The sequence below is a fragment of the Streptosporangium nanhuense genome (assembly GCF_059358815.1).
Genome location: NZ_JCADBG010000038.1, coordinates 40,076 through 61,388 on the forward strand (window position 1 = coordinate 40,076; position 21,313 = coordinate 61,388).

At 66.6% G+C, this 21,313-nt stretch carries 13 protein-coding genes and 1 pseudogene; 4 read left to right on the forward strand and 10 right to left on the reverse strand.

What is annotated here, in order from left to right; all coding sequences use genetic code 11:
* The first annotated feature begins 273 nt into the window (after nucleotides 1-273).
* Together AC5L38_RS41355 and AC5L38_RS41360 are read left to right on the forward strand one after the other, a co-directional pair.
* Nucleotides 274-7,893 (forward strand): RHS repeat-associated core domain-containing protein, encoded by a 7,620-nt coding sequence (locus AC5L38_RS41355; protein ID WP_495248284.1) that lies wholly within the window; start codon nucleotides 274-276, stop codon nucleotides 7,891-7,893.
* Nucleotides 7,894-8,018: 125 nt separating this feature from the next.
* Nucleotides 8,019-8,618: a hypothetical protein gene (locus tag AC5L38_RS41360; RefSeq protein ID WP_495248285.1), complete on the forward strand. Its 600-nt coding sequence runs from the start codon at nucleotides 8,019-8,021 to the stop codon at nucleotides 8,616-8,618.
* 534 nt (nucleotides 8,619-9,152) lie between these two features.
* On the opposite strand, the gene AC5L38_RS41365 is transcribed toward AC5L38_RS41360, so the two are convergent.
* Entirely contained in the window at nucleotides 9,153-9,359 is a 207-nt protein-coding gene (locus tag AC5L38_RS41365; protein ID WP_495248286.1) for a hypothetical protein, read from the reverse strand.
* Between the two features lie 473 nt (nucleotides 9,360-9,832).
* Between AC5L38_RS41365 and AC5L38_RS41370 the strand changes: the two genes are divergently transcribed.
* Nucleotides 9,833-10,357, forward strand: coding sequence for a putative dsRNA-binding protein (locus tag AC5L38_RS41370; RefSeq protein WP_495248287.1), 525 nt, complete (start codon nucleotides 9,833-9,835; stop codon nucleotides 10,355-10,357).
* A 156-nt stretch (nucleotides 10,358-10,513) separates the two neighbouring features.
* Here AC5L38_RS41370 and AC5L38_RS41375 read toward each other — a convergent pair whose 3' ends face one another.
* From AC5L38_RS41375 to AC5L38_RS41395, 5 genes and pseudogenes are all read right to left on the reverse strand, one after another.
* Nucleotides 10,514-12,715, reverse strand: a complete 2,202-nt coding sequence (locus tag AC5L38_RS41375) for a M56 family metallopeptidase (protein WP_495248296.1) — start codon at nucleotides 12,713-12,715, stop codon at nucleotides 10,514-10,516.
* Between the two features lie 107 nt (nucleotides 12,716-12,822).
* Nucleotides 12,823-13,431, reverse strand: a complete 609-nt coding sequence (locus AC5L38_RS41380; RefSeq protein WP_495248288.1) for a hypothetical protein — start codon at nucleotides 13,429-13,431, stop codon at nucleotides 12,823-12,825.
* A 382-nt stretch (nucleotides 13,432-13,813) separates the two neighbouring features.
* Entirely contained in the window at nucleotides 13,814-13,954 is a 141-nt protein-coding gene (locus tag AC5L38_RS41385; RefSeq protein WP_495248297.1) for a hypothetical protein, read from the reverse strand.
* 52 nt (nucleotides 13,955-14,006) lie between these two features.
* Nucleotides 14,007-14,174: pseudogene (locus tag AC5L38_RS41390) on the reverse strand (hypothetical protein); the annotation flags it as partial.
* A 6-nt stretch (nucleotides 14,175-14,180) separates the two neighbouring features.
* Nucleotides 14,181-14,825 carry a hypothetical protein gene (locus AC5L38_RS41395; protein WP_495248289.1) on the reverse strand — a complete coding sequence of 215 codons (645 nt, stop codon included), beginning with the start codon at nucleotides 14,823-14,825 and terminating at the stop codon, nucleotides 14,181-14,183.
* Nucleotides 14,826-15,449: 624 nt separating this feature from the next.
* On the opposite strand from AC5L38_RS41395, the gene AC5L38_RS41400 reads away from it, so the two are divergent.
* Entirely contained in the window at nucleotides 15,450-15,581 is a 132-nt protein-coding gene (locus AC5L38_RS41400; RefSeq protein ID WP_495248290.1) for a hypothetical protein, read from the forward strand.
* Nucleotides 15,582-15,857: 276 nt separating this feature from the next.
* Here AC5L38_RS41400 and AC5L38_RS41405 read toward each other — a convergent pair whose 3' ends face one another.
* From AC5L38_RS41405 to AC5L38_RS41420, 4 genes are all read right to left on the reverse strand, one after another.
* Entirely contained in the window at nucleotides 15,858-17,210 is a 1,353-nt protein-coding gene (locus AC5L38_RS41405) for a hypothetical protein (RefSeq protein WP_495248291.1), read from the reverse strand.
* Nucleotides 17,211-18,062: 852 nt separating this feature from the next.
* The gene (locus tag AC5L38_RS41410; protein ID WP_495248292.1) at nucleotides 18,063-19,178 is read right to left on the reverse strand and encodes an RRQRL motif-containing zinc-binding protein; all 1,116 of its coding nucleotides are present in this window, start codon (nucleotides 19,176-19,178) and stop codon (nucleotides 18,063-18,065) included.
* Nucleotides 19,178-19,936 carry a hypothetical protein gene (locus tag AC5L38_RS41415; RefSeq protein WP_495248293.1) on the reverse strand — a complete coding sequence of 253 codons (759 nt, stop codon included), beginning with the start codon at nucleotides 19,934-19,936 and terminating at the stop codon, nucleotides 19,178-19,180. Before AC5L38_RS41415 ends, AC5L38_RS41410 begins: the two co-directional genes overlap by 1 nt.
* A 75-nt stretch (nucleotides 19,937-20,011) precedes the next feature.
* Nucleotides 20,012-21,157 (reverse strand): Pycsar system effector family protein, encoded by a 1,146-nt coding sequence (locus tag AC5L38_RS41420; RefSeq protein ID WP_495248294.1) that lies wholly within the window; start codon nucleotides 21,155-21,157, stop codon nucleotides 20,012-20,014.
* Nucleotides 21,158-21,313 lie beyond the last annotated feature (156 nt).

A 21,313-nucleotide genomic window follows, 5' to 3' on the forward strand; every position in this document is an offset into this window, starting at 1 on the left:
ACTCAAGATCGTGCCGGGACATCGCTCGCATATACGACATACGAGGACGACTGCTTCTGCGTCTGACCCCTCACGCAACGACGCGAACCGGCTCTGCATGATCGTTTACTTGTCCTGCACTCCGAACCGTCGTCTTCGGCCTGGCCGAGACGCCACGACGGACCGGGGTAACGCGAGGGCCTTCCTGCTCGCGCTGAGGTGTTCGGAGGATGACGGGATATGCGCCGGAGTTTGTCATGGTCGTTTTCAGCCCGCATAAAGAAATGGACGTCGGTGGCCGTCATCACGGCTGTGACCCCGGGGCTGTTGCTGTTCCAGGCGGTTCCCGTGTCCGCCGCAGTGCGATCGGCCACGTTCTTTCACGGCACCCCTGACACCCCCGATCAGCTGACCGGGTCGGCGGCGAGATTTCCCTCCCTGGTGGATTCCGCAGCCACCACCACGACAGTGAGGCTGCCCAAGGGGCCTGAGCAGGACATCCGAAGCAGCAAGGACGCGTTGCCGCTTGAGAAGCGGCTCAGCGGTGAAGGTGCTCGGGCTTTGGGGACCGGAACCGGAAAGGGCGGCTCCACTCCGTCAGATAGCCGACGGGCCGAACGGCAGGGCGCGGCCGCCACCGGTACTGGGGCGGTATCGACGTCAACCATCTGGTGTACGGACTACCCATATTGGGATTCGACCCGACGTTATGGCTTTGGGGACGTGGTCGTCTATGGCATGAACGTGTGGAAGGTGATTGGCTTCAACAGCACGGTAGGGGAGCCTCCGGGGTGGCGCGGCACTTCATGGGCGAAACAGGGACCTTGCTCGGCCCACCAATCGCCAGCGGTGGATCTCGCCTACCCCTACGACGGGACGTTGATGGAGTCGCGGACGCCGACGCTGCGAGCCACAGGTCGTAGTAGGGACGTCATCACGTCCCCGGTGTTGATCCGTTTCACCTTCAAGGTGTGTGACAACGCGGCGATGACCGGGACGTGTCCCGCGTCCGGTACGGTGACGAACTACTACTCGGGAGAGTGGGAAGTTCCCTCGGGAAAGCTCGCGTGGAGCAAACAGTACTGGTGGAACGTCACCGCCACCGACACGAGCAACAACCTGAGCACGACCTCGTCGGCGAGGTCGTTCACCACCGGGGTGCGCCAGCCGGTGATCGGCTCACAGCTGGCTGCGCGCGGAGTCAACGGCCAAGAATTCCACCAAATGCCGGGCAACTACACCACCGAGGCCACGGATTTGTCGGTGGCTACGTCCGGTCCGCCGTTGTCGGTGACGCGCTCCTACAACAGCATGGACGCCCGCACCGATGGGATCTTCGGTGCGGGCTGGTCGACGCGCTGGGACATGAAGCTGGTGCGCGAGGTGCGCGGTGACCTTACCAGCGCGCTGGTGACCTACCCCGACGGGCGCCGGGTGCGGTTCGCCGCCAACGGCAACGGAAGTTTCCAGCCGCCACCGGGCATGCACGCCACCTTGGCCGACGTCACCGGCGGCGGGTGGAAACTGATGGACAAATCCTCCACCGTGTACGTGTTCGACGCCCAGGGCCGACTGACGAAGGTGACCGACGCCCACGGCCGGGCCCAAGACCTCCTCTACGGTGCGGGCGGCAAGCTGGAGAAGGTGACCGCGGCCGGTGGCCGGTCGCTGAGTTTCACCTGGAGCGGCGCGCACGTGGCGAGCGTCTCCAGTGACCCGCTGGACGGCTCGCCGGTGACGTGGACCTACCACTACGAGGGCGACAAGCTCACGGCGGTGTGCGCGCCGGTGGCCGCCCCCAACTGCACCCGCTACACCTACGACAGCGGCTCGCAGTACCGCGGCATCGTCCAAGACAGCGAACCCTACGGCTACTGGCGGCTGGGCGAGGCGTCCGGGTCGACGGCAGCCGACCTGGGCTCGGGGGCGGGCAGCGGCCAGTACAGCAACGGCGTCACTCGCGGCAGGCCCGGCGCGCTGGCGGGCACCCCCGACACGGCGGCGGAGTTCAACAACTCCCTGGTGATCATGCCGGGGAACGTGCTGTCGTATCTGGGTGATCAGGTCTCGGCGGAGATGTGGTTCAAGACCACCACCTCCGGGGTGCTGCTGGCCGCCTCGAAGGACTACAGCATCGTCCCGGAGGGGCCGATCTTGTACGTCGGCACCGACGGCAAGCTGCGCGGCGCGTTCAAAACCGTCGCCTCCCCCATGGGGTCGACGACCGTGGTCAACGACGACCAGTGGCACCACGTGGCCCTGACGGCCGCCGGCACCGATCAGGTGCTGTATCTGGACGGTGCGCAGATCGGCACGATGACCGCCCAGGTGGACTCCTGGCGCCCCTACTCCGCGATCGGCACCGGTACCGTCGCCCGCGGATCGGCTCCTGGCCTGCCGACCGGGACCGGTACGCAGGAGTTTCCCTTCCGCGGCCTGATTGACGAGGTCGCGATCTACGGCAAGCCGCTCACCGCGGCCGAGGTGGCGCTGCATTACGCCGCGCGCGCCGAGGCGCCGCACAAGCTCACGAAGATCACCCTGCCGTCCGAGCGGGTGTGGGCGGCCAACACCTACGACGCGGGCACCGAGCGGATCAGCACCCATACCGACCAAAACGGCGGCACCTGGAAGATCAGCCAGCCCGTCTACGTCCAGGAAACCGGCCTGTCCACGGTCACGGTTACCGACCCCAACAACAACACCCTTGGCTACAGCCACGACGCTTGGCGCGGCTACCGCCCGGTCAGCCGCACCGACCAGCTGGGAAAGATCACCAAGTACGAGTTCGACACCGGCGGCTTCCTCACCAAGGTCACCGACCCCAACGGGGTCGTCACCGAGCAGGTCAACGACGCTCGCGGCAACGTCACCGCCACCACGACCTGCAAGGCGACGGGAAACTGCCAGACCACCCGCCAGGGGTTCTACCTCAACAACGCCAATGAGTTCGACCCGCGCAACGACCGTCCCGTGACGCGCAGGGATGCCCGTTCAGCGAACGCCACCGACAACACCTACGTCACCACCACCGAGTACACCCCTCAAGGGGAGGTGACCAAGCACACCACCCCAGCCACCCCTGACTTCCCCGCCGGTCGCTCGACGAGCACCACCTACACCGATGGCACTGAGGCCGCGATCGGTGGTGGTCTCACCCCTGCGGGGCTGGTGGAGTCGGTGAAGGATGCCAAGGACAGCGAGATCACCTACCGCTACAGTGCCGCCGGAGATCTGGTCGAGCAGACCAGCCCATCAGGGCTGGTGGTGAAGTTCGGCTATGACGCGATAGGCCGGGTAATCTCGCGCACCGAGGTGTCGGCGGCTCACCCGGCTGGGGTGACCTCGACGTTCACCTACGACGGGGCCGGGCGGTTGCTGACGCAAACCGATCCGGGGGTGAAGAACGAGGTCACCAATGTCACCCACACCGCCAAGGCCACCTACACCTACACCGCCGACGGCGACACGCTGACGGAGACGGTGGCCGATCTGACCGGCGGCGATGCGGCGCGGACGGTCAGCTACACCTATGACGCCAAGGGGCGCCTGGAGACGGTCACCGACCCCGAGGGCGGGGTGACCCGTTCAACGTGGGACAGCACAGGGGCGCGGGTGTCGGCGACCGATCAGCTGGGCACCGTCTTCGCCTACGGCTACACCAAACGCGGTGAGTTGACCTCAACGACGATTAAAAACTGGACCGGCAGCCCGCTGGCCCCCAAACCAGCCCAGGACGTGGTGCTGGAGGCGCGCTCCTACGATGACGGAGGGCGTCTGGGCGGGCGAGCCGATGTGATGGGCCGTAAAACCCGCTACACCTACTTCGCCGACAACCGCCTGTCCGAGGTCATCGGCGATGATCTGCTGCTGAATGAGGCGACAACGGCTACGGCGGATGTGGTCGTGCAGGCCAACACCTACGACGCGGCCGGCAACCTCGTCAAGCAGATCACCGACGACCTGGTGGCCGGCCAAGACAGCGGCGGTGAGAAGGTCACCACCGACTACGTCTACGACGCGGCCGGCCGCTTGACCTCCACCACGTTCGATCCCGCCAGACTCGGCCGCAAGACCGCCTACACCTACGACGCGGCCGGCAACGTCCTCAAGGAGACTTTCACCGGGGCGGGCAGTGCCCGCACCGAATCCACCGCCTACACCTACAACGCGCTGGGCCTGATGGACCGGCAAACCGTGGAGAACGGCGCCGATGACCTGGTCACCACCCGCACCTACGACGACCGGGGCTTGTTGACCGCGACGACCGATCCGCGCGGTAACGCCTCCGGAGCCACGGCCGCGGACTTCACCACCACGATGCGCTACGACTTGGCCGGGCGGCTGGTGGAGGCCAAGGCGCCGCAGGTGACGATCGAGAAGAACGCGACAGCGGTCACCGGGCGGCCCACGGTGCGTTACGGCTACAACAGCGCCGGCCTGGCCACCCACGCCGTCGACGGTGAGGGCCGCACCCTCACCGCCGCCTTCGACAAGGCCGGCCGTTTGACCTCGACCACCTCGCCCTCCTACACCCCGCCGGGTGGCACCGCGCTGATCCCGAAGATCAGCTACGGGTACGACGCAGCCAGTCAGCTGACCACCGTCACCGACGAGCGCAACTACGTCACCTCCACCACCTACGACGCGTTGGGCCGCGCGGTCAAGGTGACCGACCCCGGCCCGTCGGGGCCCGGCGGCGCCTGGACGGCGGAATACAACCTGCGCGGCGAGCAACTGGCCGCAGTCGATCCCACCGGCGCTCGCACCGAGGCGACCTATGACGGGTTGGGCCGTCAGATCACCGCGACGCAGATCGAGCGCACCCCCACCACCGCGGCGCACACCACCAAGCTGACCTACGACGCCGCCGGCAACCTCACCAAAACCGTCGCCCCCGGCCCCGGCTCCAGCACCAAGACCACCGACTACATAGTCAACGCGGCCGGGGAGCCCACCTCGATCACCGACCCGCTGACGCACGCCTCCACCTTCAGCTACGACATCCTGGGCCGCACGGTGAGGGTCACCGACCCGCTGAGCAACGCCACCGAGGCCGAATACGACCTGGCCGGCCGTCAGATCGCCGCCAAAGACCTCACCAAGATCGGGTCGACCGACACGGTAGTGCGCACCTTTGAGTTCGGCTACGACCTGGCCGGTAACGCGACCAGCACCACCTCCGGTGAAGGGCGCATCACCCGGCGCACCTTCGACGCCACCGACCGGATGACCTCCCTGGTCGAACCGGTCACAGCCGGCACCTCGATCACCTCGACATTCGGCTACGACGCCACCGGCGCGCGCACCCGCACCACCGATGGCCGGGGCAACGCCACCTGGACCAGCTACAACACCCTCGGCCTGGTCGAATCGGTCATCGAACCGGCCACCAGCGCCCACCCGAACGCGGCCGATCGGACCTGGACCAGCCTTTACGACGCCGCCGGCAACACCACCGCGACCCTGCAGCCGGGCGGGGTGCGCATCGACCGCACCTTCGACCACCTGGGCCGGCTCACCACACAAACCGGCAGCGGCGCCTCGGTGACCACCCCGGAGCGCAACCTCACCTACGACGCCGCGAGCCGCGTCACCGCGGTCGGTGACTACAGTCTGGAGTACAACGACCGTAGCCTGCTGACCAAGGTGTCCAAAGCCACCAACCAGGTCGCCACCTACGCCTACGACGCCTCAGGCAACCCCACCCAGCGCGTCGACCCGACCGGCACCGCGACCTACACCTGGGATGTCGCCGACCGGCTCAAGACCGCCAGCGACCCGGTGACCGGGCGCACCTGGACCTACGGCTACGACAACGCCGACCGGCTCACCAGCAAAACCTCCGCCTCCCCGGTCAACACCCAGACCTACGGCTACGACGCCGTCAACCGGCCCGCCTCCCAGACGGTGAAGAACAGCTCCGGCACCGAACTGGCGAAAATCGTCTACGGGTGGGACAAGGACGACAACCTCACCAGCAAGACCACCACCGGCACCGCCGGAGCCGGAACCAACACCTACGGCTACGACCACGCCGGACGGCTGACCTCCTGGACCGCACCCGGCGGCGCGACCACCGCCTACACCTGGGACGAGGCCGGTAACCGCACCGGCGCCGGCAGCGACACCTTCGTCTACGACCAGCGCAACCGGCTCATCTCCGGCGCCGGAACCGACTACACCTACACCCCCCGCGGCACCACCGCCACCGAAACCAAAGCCGGCACCACCCGCACCCTGGCCTTCGACGCCTTCGACCGGCTCATCTCCGACGGAGAAGCCAACTACGGCTACGACGCGCTGGGCCGGGTGACCTCCCGCACCAAGGGCGCCGATCAGCGGCGGTTCGTCTACTCCGGCCTGGACAACGACATCGCCACCATCGCCGACGGCGCCAACACCACCCTGGCCAAATACGGTCGCGGCCCCTCCGGCAGCCTGCTCAGCCTCCAAGAAGGCGCCGGGCCGGCGCTGGCCACCATGAGCGACCAGCACGGCGACCTGGTCGCCACCTTCTCGGCCACCGCACTGGTCGACTCGGTCGCCTACGACCCCTTCGGCAAACCCACCCATCACGCCGGCACCCAGCGCACCCTCGGCTACCAGGGCGAATACACCGACCCCGACACCGGCAAGGTCAACATGCACGCCCGCTGGTACCAGCCCGGCACCGGCGCCTTCACCTCCCGCGACGACTGGGCCCTCGCCCCCACCCCCTCGATCCAGGCCAACCGCTACACCTACGCCAACGCCAGCCCCCTGGTCCACACCGACCCCAGCGGCCATGCCCCGTGCTACTCCGACACCCGGGCAAAAGCAGGCCAGGTGCCAGGGATGCTGATGGCGATGGCGCCCCCGATGGACCCCGGTGGCGGCGGCTGCCCCGACAACGACAAACCCCGCACAGGTTCCGGCAACGACAAACCTCGCGGTGCAGGCTCTGTAACTGCCACCCCGCACTCCGATTCCGCACCGAGAAACCCGCCCCCCAGCGGAGGCAAAAACCCGACTAAGCCAACCCCACCCAAACCGACACCGCCGCCGAAGCCGAAGCCGCCGGCGCCGGCGCCGGCGCCGAAGCCGAAGCCGAAGCCGAAGCCGCCCAAGGAGAGGGTATATACGATCGATGAACTCATAGAAGCGCATAACCCCAGGAGCAACATTCTCAACACCGTCGAGAGCCCGAACATCGGCAATGGCGGATCCGACTGGGACGACCCCACAAACTCCGGGCCGGGCAGCAACACCGAACCGGTCGACTACACCCCGCCCATCTCCACCAGCCCCCCGCCTCCCGTAAACCCCCCGTTACCTCCAAGCATCCCCGACGGAGATTTCTGGGACTGGCTTGACGGGCTCATCTCGGGAATTAACGACGCAACAACCTCCTATGATCCCTGCTGGGAGCATCCACCATGCAATCGCCCCCATTTCGGGGATACGGGCACCGAAGCATTCGAAGACGGCTATGGGGATGGCCAAGCATTTATAAACAAAGAGCCATGCTCCGGCCTTGAAGGAATGGCCTTCGATGCCTGTTGGTTCACAAATCAATTAACGTCTGGCGCCATAAAAGGCGGAGGGCGAGGTGGCGCTCGGAGCGGGGGGGCAGGAAAGAAGTCAACCCCAAACAGAAGTGCGGCTTCTCCGCAACAGCCGCCAAACATTTTCCGAGATGCTATCGGCAAGATTAAGGACGGGAAGGGAACCCCTCGAACAAACAATGGAGTACAAAAAATATGGACAGGCGAGAGAAAAGATGTCCCGCTGGCCGTGAAGAGACGCTGGGGCGGCTCTACAGAATGGGAGGTTCCCGGAGGAACGGGCAAGGATAGGATCTTGCGAAACAGCCATGGGGACTTCGGGTGGACCAATGACCACTATCAAACCATCCACCCATACAACCCATAGATATAAAGCAATTTGGGCATTTTTTAGACAGAGCCCAGCTACCGACCTCAAAGGGCACTTGCTCCAAGAGCATCTTTCGAGCGGCATCAAGGACCAGAAAATCAACCTCAAGGTATGATGACTTTATGAGAAATGAAGGGCTGTCATTGGGGGCCGAGGCGGCACGCCAGCTGGCACGGCTCGATTTCGTCAAAATTAAACAAGGGCTAACAGATAGAGAATTTTCGATTATTGAACAAAAATTCCAGATCGAGTTCGCCGATGACCATCGATCATTCCTAGCCGCTGGCCTCCCCGTCTGGGCTTACGGATACGATGACGATCCGAATAAAGCGACAATATTTGGTTGGCCTGACTGGCGTAATGGCGATCCCGATCTGCTACGTGGCCAAATAAATCTCCCCATCGAATACTTGCTACAGGAAATAACGGATGGCTACTGGCACCACACGTGGGGTGACCGGCCACAAAATATCGAAGAATCCTTATTTGTCGCAAAGAAGCATCTAGCTGAAGTGCCACGAACGATTCCAATTTATGCGCGTCGTTACCTAATTTCCGGCCAAGGCTCCTTCGGTAACCCAGTATTGTCAATACTCGGAACGGATGTTGTCTGTTACGGAAAAAATATTCTAGATTACATAGATCGAGAGTTTATAAACAATAATGAAGACAACAGTGAAGGATTGAGCACCGACATCCCGTTCTGGAAAGATTTCCTGTGAAGGTTCATCCTGATAGAATCTGAAAATTCTGCATCGCAGTGATTCTCAGCGCCGGAGCAAAAAATCCTCAATTAAAATTGCACCTTGAAACTCCTTCAGCACGGTCGACTTCCGTGGGCCCAGCCGCTGGCAGGTTCCGCCGGTGGGTCTCCTAGATTAGGTGCCGGCGGGTCTGCTGCTGGCGGAGAGCCCGATTGTGGGTGAGGGTGCGCAGGACGGATCGACTGAGATGGTGGAGTGAGGCGGGCCCCTCTGCATGTGGGTTGGATTGAGATGCCCCGGTCCAACCCAAGCTGCTTTTAAGTCCATATAAAGTTGAGATGCTCTCTTCACCTATCAAACGCCGTCAAGCTCGACTATGGGCCAGAAAGCACGGCGGCAAAACAGGGCAGCGAGCAATGGTTGACTACCAAATCGCGACCACTAAGCTTGGCCTGCTACACGAAAAGGCCCAACTTCAAATAATAAATCAGGACATATTTGAGCAACAAAATCAGCTATTACATGAGCAAATTAGAATCGCAAAATCTTCATTCATCTAGTTGTCGTCTCGGTGGCATCGGCTAGGTCCAACAGCTCGACCAGTTGCGCGAGGCGCATAACGATCTGCGAGCGGCGCCCGTCGGCAGCTAGGGTCTCGACGTCGGCGGCTTTGACGTCGACCAGGCGCAGCGGGAGGTGGTCGTAGCGGCCGTCGGGGGCCAGCAGCCGCCCGGTACGGCCAGTCTCGACGGCGCGCATCGGCCCTGGAGCGGGCGGACGGCCGTGCCGATCCGATACAGCACCTCCAGGGCGGCCCGTCCGGCCAATGCGTCCGGCAGCTCGCCGGGGGCGACGTCGCCTACCGGTCGAACGTAAGCAGTTCCTCGACCTCCTCCAGGACGATGAGGAGGTTGCGGTCCTGGTCGGGCACGAGCACGCGGATGGCCATTATGAGTGTCCTCCGGGGGAGTCGAGGGTGTCCTGGGGTCCCGGTAGTAATCGCCGAAAATCCAACGGATATACCCCTGACCTGCTCCGATGTGAGGGCGTCGCATGGCTGGTATGCCGGTTGGTGAGCGCAGCGGGCTGGGGCGAGGGTGCCGCTGACCTCACCGGATGCTCCACTTCGACGCTCGCGAAGCGATATCCGTTGAATTTTCTGCCGTTACTACCGGAACCCCGGCAAGGGCCGCCACATCCGGCTCGGTTTGTATTGCAGCGTCGCCTGTCTGGTGCGCGCCGGGGAGATGCTGGAGGCCGGGGCGGCCGAGCACGCGGCCCGGATGGACCTGCCCACCGAAGAAGAGCGGCGCCGCGAACGCGCCCGCGTCGTCGACATCGCCCAGACGCTGCTCTCCGGCGGGCTGACAATCCGCCAGGCTGCCGAGAGCCTGAACGTGGAGACCTTCACCCTGAAGATATGGCTGAAGGAAGCGGGCATCCAAATCAGCCCGGCCGCAGCCGCGCCGCTGACAGCGGGCTCGTCGGGGTCAGCAGAGTCGTCGGGCGGGGTGGGGTCGGGGGAGCGTCATCCAGTGAGCGTGTTGAACGAGCTGACCCAGCAGGGACGCATCGAGACGGTCACCTGGACGGTGGAGTCGACCGGCCCATCGCACGCGCCGGCCTTCACCGCAACCGCCCTCACCCGCCTGCTTGCCACGAACACGCCGGTGCGCGGCAAGGGGAGAGGGGCCAGTAAGGCGGCCGCGCGGTCGGCGGCCGCCGCAGCGTTGCTGGCCCGCCTCGATGCGGTGTGACAGTGCCGACAGCAGGTGTCGGCGAATCTCGCCGTCATCGAGCTCGTGGTGCAGTTACTCGCTGCTCTCGCGGATGATGCGGGTCAGCCATTGTCGGTAGGTGAACCAACGCACCGTTGCGCACTGGCCGGGGCAAGACTGGTCTGGTGTTGTTGATCAACTACCTATGAGTAATAGGTCGCCAGTGTTCAAGATCGTGATGCCGATCGCGGCTGACGACAGCGCGACTGCGGCGATCGCAATCCAGCGGGTAGTCGGTTGATGAGGCAGCGGGCGTGACGGTAGGAGTGCTGCTGGTAGGGCCGCAGTGAAGGCAATCACAACGATCATGCCCAAAGCGTTCGTGACCACCGCGGTAACTGCGTCGAAGGGGTAGGACCACACCGTGAGATAGCGGAGCCATACCGCCACGGCCGTCAGGAACGTCGCAGTAGTGGCGGCGGCGATACCCGGCGCCAGGCCAGCCTTGCCGGCCAAGGCCAGTAGTGCGATCAGGCAGGCGACGCCTGCGCCGACGGCAACCAGAAGATCGAGTTGGAAGGCGTAGTGGGGGTTGTTCTTCTGTACCGGAGAAGTGATCGCGATGCGCACCACGAAGGCGGCAACCGCTGCTACGCCGCTCATGATGGCGATGAATCGTGCGGGTGACCACGGTGGACGAGCACGGGCCTTCCCATCGCCTGTGGACGACCGGTGATCCAGCGACTGGCGTGTTCGGATGATCCACCGCCATGCCAGCAAGGCAACGACCGCCAAGCTCGCTGCGGTCACGGTCTCCTTGCCAGTGGATATGCCGCTGGCCAGGTAGCCCTTGAACCAGTCGACTGGATCGGGCTGAGTGCCGCTAAAGGTCTCGCGGATGGAGAGGGATGTCGCGGTGTCCGCGCCGACCCAGAACCCGCCGACGAAGAGCGCGATGTTGACCGCCACGGCGACCACGTATCCCTGCCGGGTGAGAAGGCCCCCACCGGGGTGAGATCGCGCCCACAGTTTGGCGAACGCGATGCTAAACAGACCCGCGCTGCCGACCGCGATCGGCAGGGTTACCGGCATCAGCCAGTTGAAGAGAGAGCTGGCATTAGTCTTCCAGATGGATGTCGCATGTCCGACGATTACACCACCACACAGCGCGAAGGTCAGCGTACGGGTGCGCACGGCCTGGCCGCCGATCTCGGCGGCCGCGACCATGCGCCATAGCGCTGTACCCCAGCCCAGCGCCACAACCAACCCGGCAACCAGTCCGGCCGCACGTATCTCACTGTCCGTCGGCATGGACTCGGAAAAACCGTATGGCGCCATGGAGTTCAAGTCGAACAGCACCGTGGTCGCCAGCATGCCCACCACGAAGGCCTCGATGGCGGAAGTTCGTAGCGTCAGGCCGGGTTGTTGCAACGTGGCGATCCGGTGGGCGGGAGTCGGGTGGATGGCCCTTAAGCGCTGCCACCAGGAACGGCGTACATCCGGCTGCCCACGCAGCAGATCCACCAGCGCAGCGCCGGTGTGCCCGCGAGCGGCTCGAAGGTCGGCCTCATGTTCGCGGGCACGCAGCACCGCCAGTGAAATCCCCGCCACCACGCTGAGCAGCAAGGCAGCCCGTATGCCGTAGTCGAGTGTGAGCGGATGGCGCAGCAGTGCCGCGCTGATGAACACCACCCCTTCGAGTTTCGATGCCAGGCTGTCGTCACCGAAGAGCAAGTCCACGATGACGCCATCGAGGATCGGGGCGAAGGTGAAGATCGGCGGGATCAGCAGGATCGGGGGCAGGGCCCACCACACGCCGCGTGTCAGCCACACCAAGGTGACGTCGCCGGCGCGTACGTGGGCGAGCTCGTGGCGGATGATGGCATCGGCTTGCTCAGTCGGCAGGGCTACGATGCCTGGCGGCAAGACGACCTGGGCCCGGCCCGGCCGACCAACGGTGAACGGCTCCTGCAGGCGCAATGATCCGAAGACCGCTTGTGGTGCGCGCCGCAACCTTATGTCCTTGGCCGCCGCCTCCACCCGGGCGATCCATGAAGGAGGTAGAGGGTGCAGCGGGCCGGCGCGACGCACCAGCCGGTAGGGCAGCAACAGCATTAATGCCACCCCCAACATGAGGACCGTCAGCGCGCCGCCTAGCGCCCACAGCACTCTGCGCCCCTCGACCGGAGCCATGCAGTCGCGCTGCTGCCGATAATTACGGACAACGTCATCACGATTTTTGCGCATGCTCTCTAGATCGGAGGGAAACCCTATACCACTGTCTCCGGCTATGTCCTTTGCGAGGCATTGATCCATCGTGTGGGCCCATGATTTTCCCCAGACCTGACTATGGATGTTATGGCCGACGAACGCTCCGCCCAGCAGCATAACGATCACCAGCAGCAAATAACGGCCACGGGCTGGCGAGGGCAGGGCGAAGGGATCTCGATGAAGGGAGCGGACGGCCCCATCGTCGGCGGGCTGATCGAGGTGTGGGGGGGCCGTCATGCTTGGGGATCCGTCCCGCGCAGGCGCAGTGCGCCGATCACAGCTTCGGCCAAGCGGCCTGCCTGAGCCTCGGTCAGCCCTTCGGCCACACTACGAGCCTTCATCACCGCATAAAGCTCGCGTTCTTGGGAGGGATCAAGCCATGACGGCCCGACGTGATCACCACTCGATCCCAAGGTCACCTCGACGGAGGCGTCTTGGCCGCGGGCCAATCGACCAGGGAGGCGTTGAAGCAGGAGGGCAAGCTTGTCGCGCGTCGAGCGCTCCAGTTTGTCGAGCGCCGCGTCGGTGACCCGGTCGGCGGTTCGAGTGGCCGCCGCCGCCAGCAGGAACGATATCGCCGACAACACGTACGGCGTCAGCAAGACCAGGTCCACGCCCGCTCCCACGGGAGCGCGCAACTGTGTCCGGCCCAGAACGCGACCAGGGTCGAGACGGTATTCAGCCGCCACCTGATCGAACAGTTCCAGCTCACCGGGATAGGCCAGGGCGACGATGTCACGGGCGTACTCCAGCTGGACCTGCCAGATCAGCTCGGCATCGTCTCTCGCCGCTGAAAGGTGCGTTATTGCCTGTTCCTGCCGTGACTTACCGCGTCTGAACATGCCACCCTTTCTTCGTACGGGTATCCCGGCAAGCCAAAGAGATGACTGCGTCAAAGACCAGAAAACCGTATCGGCACATTACCGCTGTAACGGTCTTTCGGAGAGAAAAGTGCCCAACGTCGAGAAGCGAAAAGTTCCGCCGATCAAGAAGGAAGTAACAAAAAAAGAGCTTTTAAAGCTTTTGGGCGAATTAAACCTTTTTACCGTATTGCGTATTTGGGGTGTCGGTAAGAATCGTGTCACCAGGCCCAAACGAGCACGCTCGCCCAGATCAGCCGGGCTGAGTTCATAGAACAGAACGTGCCTTCTGTAGGTCGGCGCCCTTCACTGACGAGGCGCTGAGCAGGCATAACGCCAACGCATGTACCTGGTTGCACCAGTCTTACCGACACCTCAGGAAACGCGCCTCCCGCAGGCGGGGGCCGTAGGTGACGGCGTCGCGGCAGGAGACGTACACGACCACCGGCGGTTCGGCCAGCCCGGCCAGACGGGCCGCCACGGCGAAGCCGTCGGCGTCGGGCAAGTTGGATGTCGAGCACCACCACGTCGGGACGCAGCCGGTCGGCGGCGACGACGGCCTCCGCGCCGGTAACCGCGTCGCCGACCACGACGAAATCCCCCGCTTCGAGCAGTGCCCGGGCCGAGGAGCGGAACGCGTCGTGATCGTCGACGATCAGTCCCGTCCGGGCCGCAGCCGGATGGTCGCACACACCCCGGGGCGGGGCATCGGTGCTGGCATGCACCTCCGTTCAGCCGGTGGGCGGGAATTCCTGCGAGCAGCGCAGTCCTTCGTGTGACGCCGTGAACACAGCGGTTAGCCATCGGTCGAGCGACGTCAGCACCTCGATCTGCGCCACGACCGCGTAAGTGATCTCGCTGCCCACGATCTCCCCTGGCGAGACCTGCATCCGCAAGCCTGTGGTGCTCATCGGGATCGCGTTGGCGCCAGTCAACCGCAAGCGCCAGCCGGCGGTGCTCGTGCCCGTCCCGAAGGCGGCCAACCGCACGAGCGCCCGGGTCAGTTCGGTGCGGCGCGAGCGGGCCACCTCAGCCTCCACGCCTACCGGGAGTTCCAGGGTGGCCCTGAGCGGGCCGGACCGTTCGGCGACGACCAGTTCCCAGTCGTCGAGCACCGCCGGATCCAGGTCGCTCAGGATCGCGCCGGGCAGGTCCAGTGAGAGTTCGGCGGAGCGAAAGCGGCAGCCCTCGTCGGGCAGCAAGGTCAGGTCGAGTTCGAGCGACCAGTCGGCCGCGCCCTTCCTGGTCCAGCGCGGGACGCCGAGGGCGATGCGGTTGCGCTTGTGGCGGGCGGTCTGCCAGATCTGCTCGGCGGCCCACGAGCGGCGGCCCCGGGTGTCGAGGGGGACCAGGTCGAAGGTGGCGAACTCGGTCATGGGGCAGTGGTGCCTTCCGTTGCGAGGTCGAACAGGGGCCAGCCGATCAGTTTGAAGCCCGCCCAGTCGTTAGGCCGCAGGTCCCATGTGCCGTGCGATGGTCTGCAGCTGAAACTTCGCTTCCTAGGCCTGCTGTCTGGCCTGCGGTTTCATATTGTTGCGGCCGGCTCCCACCGCGTTTCGGCGGCCTTTGTCCATCCGCCTTCGGCTGTCAGGATGGCCGCCATGCCCTACGCCCCCGCTCCCGTCCCGGCCCGCGAGGAGTTCCTCGATCTCCTGGAGCACCTCGACGTCACAGATCACCCCGGCGCCGGACACGGGGGTTGAGCAGCAACCGAACCGTCAGTGGCGTTAGCGAGTCCTCGCGGGGCGCGTTACCGCCACTGACGGTTCGGATGCGGGTCGCCGCTGGTCGGTGTCGGCAATAGACGATTTTCCGACAGGCACTCAATCAGCGCTGCGGACCTGCCGGAAAATCGGACATTGAGTGACGAAGCATGACGGCGGACGGCCGGTTTGGGGCCGGAATTGACGACAGTATTTTCCGACAGGCGGTAACGCGCGCCCCAATGGCTCGCTAACGCCATTGACGGTTCGGTTGCTGCTCAACCCCCGCGTCATCCGGTGAGCGTGCTGAACGAGCTGACCCAGCAGGGCCGCATCGAGACGGTCACCTGGACGGTGGAATCGACCGGCCCCTCGCACGCACCGGCCTTCACCGCAGCCGCCGCCACCCGCCTGCCGGCCGCCCCCTAAAAACGCCGAGATGCTCGGCGCCACGCAGACGAATCTACACAGTAAAGCCCCCGGCCATTCCTCCTAGAGGGGCCGCACCATGGCTGGTGCTGCCCCTCCCCCGAATACCCGACATTCGAGCACGGGTCATCTCATCGATGCGGAAAAGCCCGGCCCTGGGCGGCGCCGCGGGGAGGGATGTGCGGGTGGGTTGTGTGTGCCCGAGGTCCTTTACAAAGTAGATTCCTGGTGTAGCGCGTGCCGCTGGTTCCTGTACGTGGGCCTTGTTGGAATCCCTCATCGGTTGTCTTGGGGGCGGGTGGCCATCGCTTGCACCAGCCAGGCCCGCTCTGCGGCGAACGCCGCCTCATCGTCGGGGTCGTGCTGGGGCGCGGCAGTGGGCGGGGCGTGGCGGTTCAGGAACTCGCGCTCGAAGACCTCCGCAGGCTCTACCAGCTTGGGCCACGGTGTCTGAACGGGCCGCTGAGCGTTGATCGCAGCGTCGCGGCGGGCTTGGCGGGCCTGCTGGGTTTGGCGGCGTTGTATCGCGGCTCGAGCGGTGTGGCTGGCGGCCGCGAGTTGGGCGCGGGCGGTGGCTGCGGCGGCGGCGGCATCGGTGGCGCGGTGGGTGAGGGCGGTTGCGCGTTGTTCGCGGGTTTCGATGAGTGCGGCGGCCGCGGCGGCGCGGCGCTCGGCGCGGCCGCGAGAGCGCGGCGCTATCGGGGTGCCTTCGGCGCTCAGCCAGCAGGCGAGCCGGTAGCGGATCCAGCCGGGCACGTAGCTGGGATCGCTGGTCAGGGTCCAGGCGTTGCCCTCGGGGCGGTGGTCTAGGCCGTACAGCACGTCATCGGGGCTCCAGCCGGAGGTGAAGAACGCGCGCAACAGCGAGCGCAGGTGGCGGGCGGAAAGACGCCGCAGGATCGAGCTGTGGGTACGCAGCGCCTGGGCGGCTTTGAGCATGTCGGTCTTGGTATCCGGCGTCGCGGTCAGCGGCCACGTCCAGGCCGTGCCGCCCGCGAGCCCGGCCTCCTCGCTGCTCCCGTCCACGGGCCGCAACGCCCCCACCCCGAGATGATCATGCTTTTCGCGCGCGCGTCGCGCGCCCGCGTTACGGGGATCAACCCCTTTCTCGGTTCTCTTCAAGAGAACCACAGAGGGGGGTCGTTTTCCGTCCCCACCAAGAGGCCGTGCAACACCGGGCGACGAAGAGACGACCCTCTCGGCAGCTGCAGGCATCGGGCTGGGCTGTGAGGCTTCAAAGGCCGGTGGGACGGTGTCGGCGGCGCGGGCGTCCTCAATGGCCGCAGGTCGGGGCGCGGGGATGCTGGGGGGCGTTGAGCGCTGCAGGGCGACGGGGGTCAGCAGCACGTATTGGGCGCCGAGGTTACCGGCGCCGTCATCATCGCGGCCACAACGGGTACCGGGGCGAAAACGCGGTGTGGAGCCCGCGGTGACCGTCCCCAAAAACCCGCGCTCACGCAGCCAGCGCAGCCACTTCTTCACTGCGCTCTCACCCAGCCCGGTGCGGCGCATGATCAGGGCCCGGGTGGGGATCGAGGTCCATACCCCCGTCACCGCACAGCGTGAAGCGCGCCACATCACCACCCGCGCCACCGCGTGCAGATTGCGCCAGGCATCACCACGCAGCACCGATATTTCAGGGTGGGCCTCCACCCCCCGCAGCCAAGAGCGCTGACCCTCAGCCGGCGCAGCGCCGCACACCAGGGCGCAGACGGCTGCCACCGCGGCCGCCACCGCCTCGCGCGTCAGTGCCTCGCAACCAGCGCATTCGCTGGTGCGTCCTGCCCCATGCACGGGACATCCAAGAAGTTGGTTGACCTCACAGCCCGGCGTGTCGTCGTCAAGGCGTAGTGAGCTCAACGCCTGGGCTGCTATCGTCGTCTCCAGACGTGAATAGACACGCCTAAGCCGCTCAGCTCATCCCGGCCGCCAAACCATGGAGCTGAACGTTCAAGGTGTGTCGTGTGAAGTTGTCTCGTGAGAAGCGCCCCCTCTGGGGGCGTTTTCTTTTTGCCTGGGTAACTCCTGAGGTTTAAAGCGGAGCATTCAGTCCCGCATCTTTCCACGATCTCCGAGTGCGTGTGGGCGTGCGCGCCCCTGTCTCCTGCGGCGTGTCGCGCTGCGTGGGGGCATCTGCACACTGAGGCGCCCACACCGGGCACCGACCCCCACACCCCGCCAGGCGGGCAGCAACCCTCCCTTCCTCCAGCGACACTCTCTGACACAAGCCACAACTCGGCAAAAACACCATTTGTCAGCAATTGCTGGAAACTAGAATGACACGTTTGTTGGGCCAGCGCGCCACCTACGCTGAGCAGCGAAAACGTCTTGACTGAAACCCCGCTGATCAGAGCGGCCATTCGCCTCATTAGTCAAACTTTCTTCGACAAAGGTCAAATCCGCTTAGACCGCAGACCGAGCGCGCAGCGTCGTCCTCCCCCGCTGATGTCGCAGGTGAGGACGGCGCTGAGGTGGGGGTGGTCATGCGGTGAGGCTCCAGCCGTGGCAGGGCAGGCAGGCGCCGTAGCGGGTGGGGATGCAGTAGGGCTGTTCGGTGCCGCAGTCGGGGCAGGTGCGCCGGGCGCGCATGGCCTTGCCCAGCGCCTGCAGCTGCGCCGTCGACGGTGTGCGGCGCGGCTTGGCCGCGGCGACCTCGTACAGGTAGGCCACCGCGATGCCGCCGGCCGCGCGTCGTGAGCGCCACATCACCTGCGCGCACGGCGCCTGGCCGCCGGGCCGTAGCCCGGCGGCGCGTAGCTGGCGGCGGGTGGCCAATCCCTCGGGAGCGAAGCGCCAGGGGTAGGTGGGCAGGCCGCCGAACTTCGTGCCGGTCGGGTCCCAGAACACCCGGCGTGGGCGGCGGCTCACCGCGCCTGCTCTGCGGTTGCGGCTAGCTCGTCGTGGTCCTCGTGCTGCTCGATCGGCGGGGTCAGCTGTGTGATGAGGGTGGCCAGGACCTGACACGGCGTGGTGATGGTGCATTCGGGCCGGTAGGTGCCCTCCCGGTCCTCGGCCCAGGATCCGGCCTGCAGGCTGCAGGCTGCAGGCCGCGCACGCCGCCATCGCCGGGCGTTGGCCGGGCGGGTGGTCGCATTCGCCGTCGGCACAGTCCCAGGGGTGCAGCAGCACCGGTACATGCGCGCTGGCGTGCGCCAGCAGCTCGACGACAGCGTGGTCCAGGCCGTCGCTCTCGGGCTGTTGGGCGGCGGCGAGGATCGCCTCGCACAGATGGCGGATCACCAGCGCGTCGCCGAGCAGCTGCTCCAGGGCGGCGTGGTCGCTGCCGGTGGGGGTGAGCGCGTCCAGCTCCCGCTCGATGGCCCCGGAGCGCGCGTCGGGGCTGGTGGCCACGGCCCAGGCGCAGTATGGGCACACCGTGGCCCAGGCGGGCAGGGTGGCCCGGTCGAAGGCGCCGACGCGGGGGGCGACCAGGACGCGGCCCCCGCACAGGGCGCCGCTCTCGCCAGACCTCTCGGCCAGAGCGCGCACCGCGTAGTCGCGCGGGACGGCGTGCATGCCGGCGCCCGGGGCGATACCGGCGACGAACGGCGCCGCGGCCAGCTCGAACGACGCGGTGGGCGCGGTGGTCTGGCTCATCAGGCGGCCACCTCCTGGCGAGCGGCCGAGGACCGTGCCTCGCTCTGCACTGGCGGCGCGCTGTTGTGGGCGGCGCGCATGGCGTCGATCACGTGATCGGGCACATACCGGCCGTACTTCGGGAGCGCCTCGGCGTAGCCGTTGGCCTTGGCCCAGGCCCGCGCCTGCGGGGTGGTGTAGTCGGTGCCCGGCTGGTAGCGGCGGGCGCTGCCGCCGGGCTTCGTCGCCGGGCCCTTCGCGGCGCCGCGGCGGCCGAGCGTCTGGCTGGCCTCACGCAGCCGACTCTTGGCCTGCTGCAGCTGGGTGGCCAGCCGGTCGACCTCCAGGCGGGCCTCGGCGGCGGTGTGGGTGGCCATGGCCAGCTCACCGGTGCGCCGCTCGTAGGCCGCCAGATGCTCGCGCAGCGCATCGACGTCGCCGAGCAGCCCGTTCTTGGCGCGCTGCACCTTGGCGTCGGGGCAGTCGGCGGCCAGGCGCAGCAGCTCTTCCGCCCCGGCCTGGGTGACCGCGTCGACGCGCTGGGCGTAGTAGGCGGCGTCCGGGGCGTAGGCGATGGCATCAGAGCCGATGAGCAGGCCGTGGCGGGCGGCGAGCTTGCGGATCGCGGCCGCGGGCCAGGTGGTCGCATCACTCACGGCGGGCACCGTGCTGCCTTGGCGCAGCAGGGTAAGTACCTGCTCCTCGCCGTCGGCGGCCGCCAGGATCGCGGGCGCCACCTTCGCGGGAGCGTGGTTGTGGTCGTGGTGGTTGGTCGTCATGGGAGGTCCTCATCTCTCGTCTCAGGGCCCGATCCCCGGCCACCCCGGTGGGGGGCCGGGGATCGGGCGGGGCGGCTACAGCAGGCTGGGCAGGCTGACGACGACGACAGCCAGGGCGAGCAGCATGAAGTCGGTGGCCACCCGCAACCTCCGGTACTTGGCGGCCGCGATCTGCGACAGCCGCACCACGTCCTGGGCGCGGCGAATCTCCGGGTCCTCGGCCAGGGAGGCCAGCAGTTCCTCGGCGTCGCTCACCTCGGCGTGGGCGATGAACCCGCTCCCGGTGCCGGGCCGGGGCAGGGCGGGACGGATGACGGTGAGCGCGGCCGCGGAGGCACCCGCCAGCAGCGCCACCGCGATTCCCAGCCCGACCCGTCCCGCGGGTAGCAGGTTGGTGGCGAGCACGCCGAGGGCGGCCAGCACGCTGAACGCGGTCCCGGCGAACGCCAGCACCGTGGCGGCCTTGGTGTCGGTCCGGGTCAGCTCCGCGCGGGCGGCCTCGGTCTCGGCGACCAGGTCGGCGGCGGCCGCCTCCTCCAGGCGCTGCAGGCGGGCCGGAACCTGTCGGAAGGTGGCCGGGGCCGGGGCGGGCGCGCGGTGCCAGGCGTGGCCGGGGTAGGTCTCCTGCCATGACAGCGCCATCACCGGCTGGCCGGTCCGGTAGGTGGCCCACTCGATCGCCGCCTGCTCGGTCTCATCCAGCTTGATGAGATCGGCCTCGATGAGCCACTCGATCCAGACCGGCGCGATCCCGGGCATGTCGGTGAACTCGGTGTCGGTGAGCCGGTCGGCGGCGTACAGGGCGGTGCGCGTGGCCAGCGTCTGCAGCTGATCGGCGGTGTAGGAGCGCAGACCGTGCGACTGCAGGATGCTGCCCGCCTGCTCGGCGCTGGTCTGGGCGCGGAACAGGTGCCAGCTGTGGCCGATGGGGCCGCTGGCCTGGGGCAGACGCTCGCAGCGGTCACCGCGCCAGGTGGTGGTCACCAACTCCAGACGGGTGAACGTCACCCCGAGGGCCGCCACCAGAGCGTGGGCGGCCTCCTCCGGGCTGGCGTGGGAGTCGACGTGCGCGACGGCGCCCGCGACCCCGGCCGCCGACTGCAGCATCAGCAGGCGGCCGTCGCCGTCCTCGAGGAGGACGGCGACGCGGCGCTGGTCACACCGGGGGGCGGTGGGGGAGACGGCCGGGGTGGCGCTGAGGGGGTGGGTGTGCAGGTGCATGATGGTGTCCCGTTCTGGATGGGATGGGATGGCGGGTGCGCCCGGCGTGGAGGTCTTGGCAGATGCCATGCCGGTGCGCGCCCGTTGGGCGGGGTGGTCCCTGACAGGAGCCCCGGACCCTCACCCGGCGCCTGGCCGGGTGAGGACCCGCAGCCA

What these genes read in the sequence shown, in the direction of transcription:
- AC5L38_RS41360 (WP_495248285.1), top strand. Translation starts at nt 8,019, where the DNA reads ATGAGAAATGAAGGGCTGTCATTGGGGGCCGAGGCGGCACGCCAGCTG.
- AC5L38_RS41365 (WP_495248286.1), bottom strand. Translation starts at nt 9,359, where the DNA reads ATGCGCGCCGTCGAGACTGGCCGTACCGGGCGGCTGCTGGCCCCCGAC.
- AC5L38_RS41380 (WP_495248288.1), bottom strand. Translation starts at nt 13,431, where the DNA reads ATGTTCAGACGCGGTAAGTCACGGCAGGAACAGGCAATAACGCACCTT.
- AC5L38_RS41395 (WP_495248289.1), bottom strand. Translation starts at nt 14,825, where the DNA reads ATGACCGAGTTCGCCACCTTCGACCTGGTCCCCCTCGACACCCGGGGC.
- AC5L38_RS41410 (WP_495248292.1), bottom strand. Translation starts at nt 19,178, where the DNA reads ATGAGCCAGACCACCGCGCCCACCGCGTCGTTCGAGCTGGCCGCGGCG.
- AC5L38_RS41415 (WP_495248293.1), bottom strand. Translation starts at nt 19,936, where the DNA reads ATGACGACCAACCACCACGACCACAACCACGCTCCCGCGAAGGTGGCG.
- AC5L38_RS41420 (WP_495248294.1), bottom strand. Translation starts at nt 21,157, where the DNA reads ATGCACCTGCACACCCACCCCCTCAGCGCCACCCCGGCCGTCTCCCCC.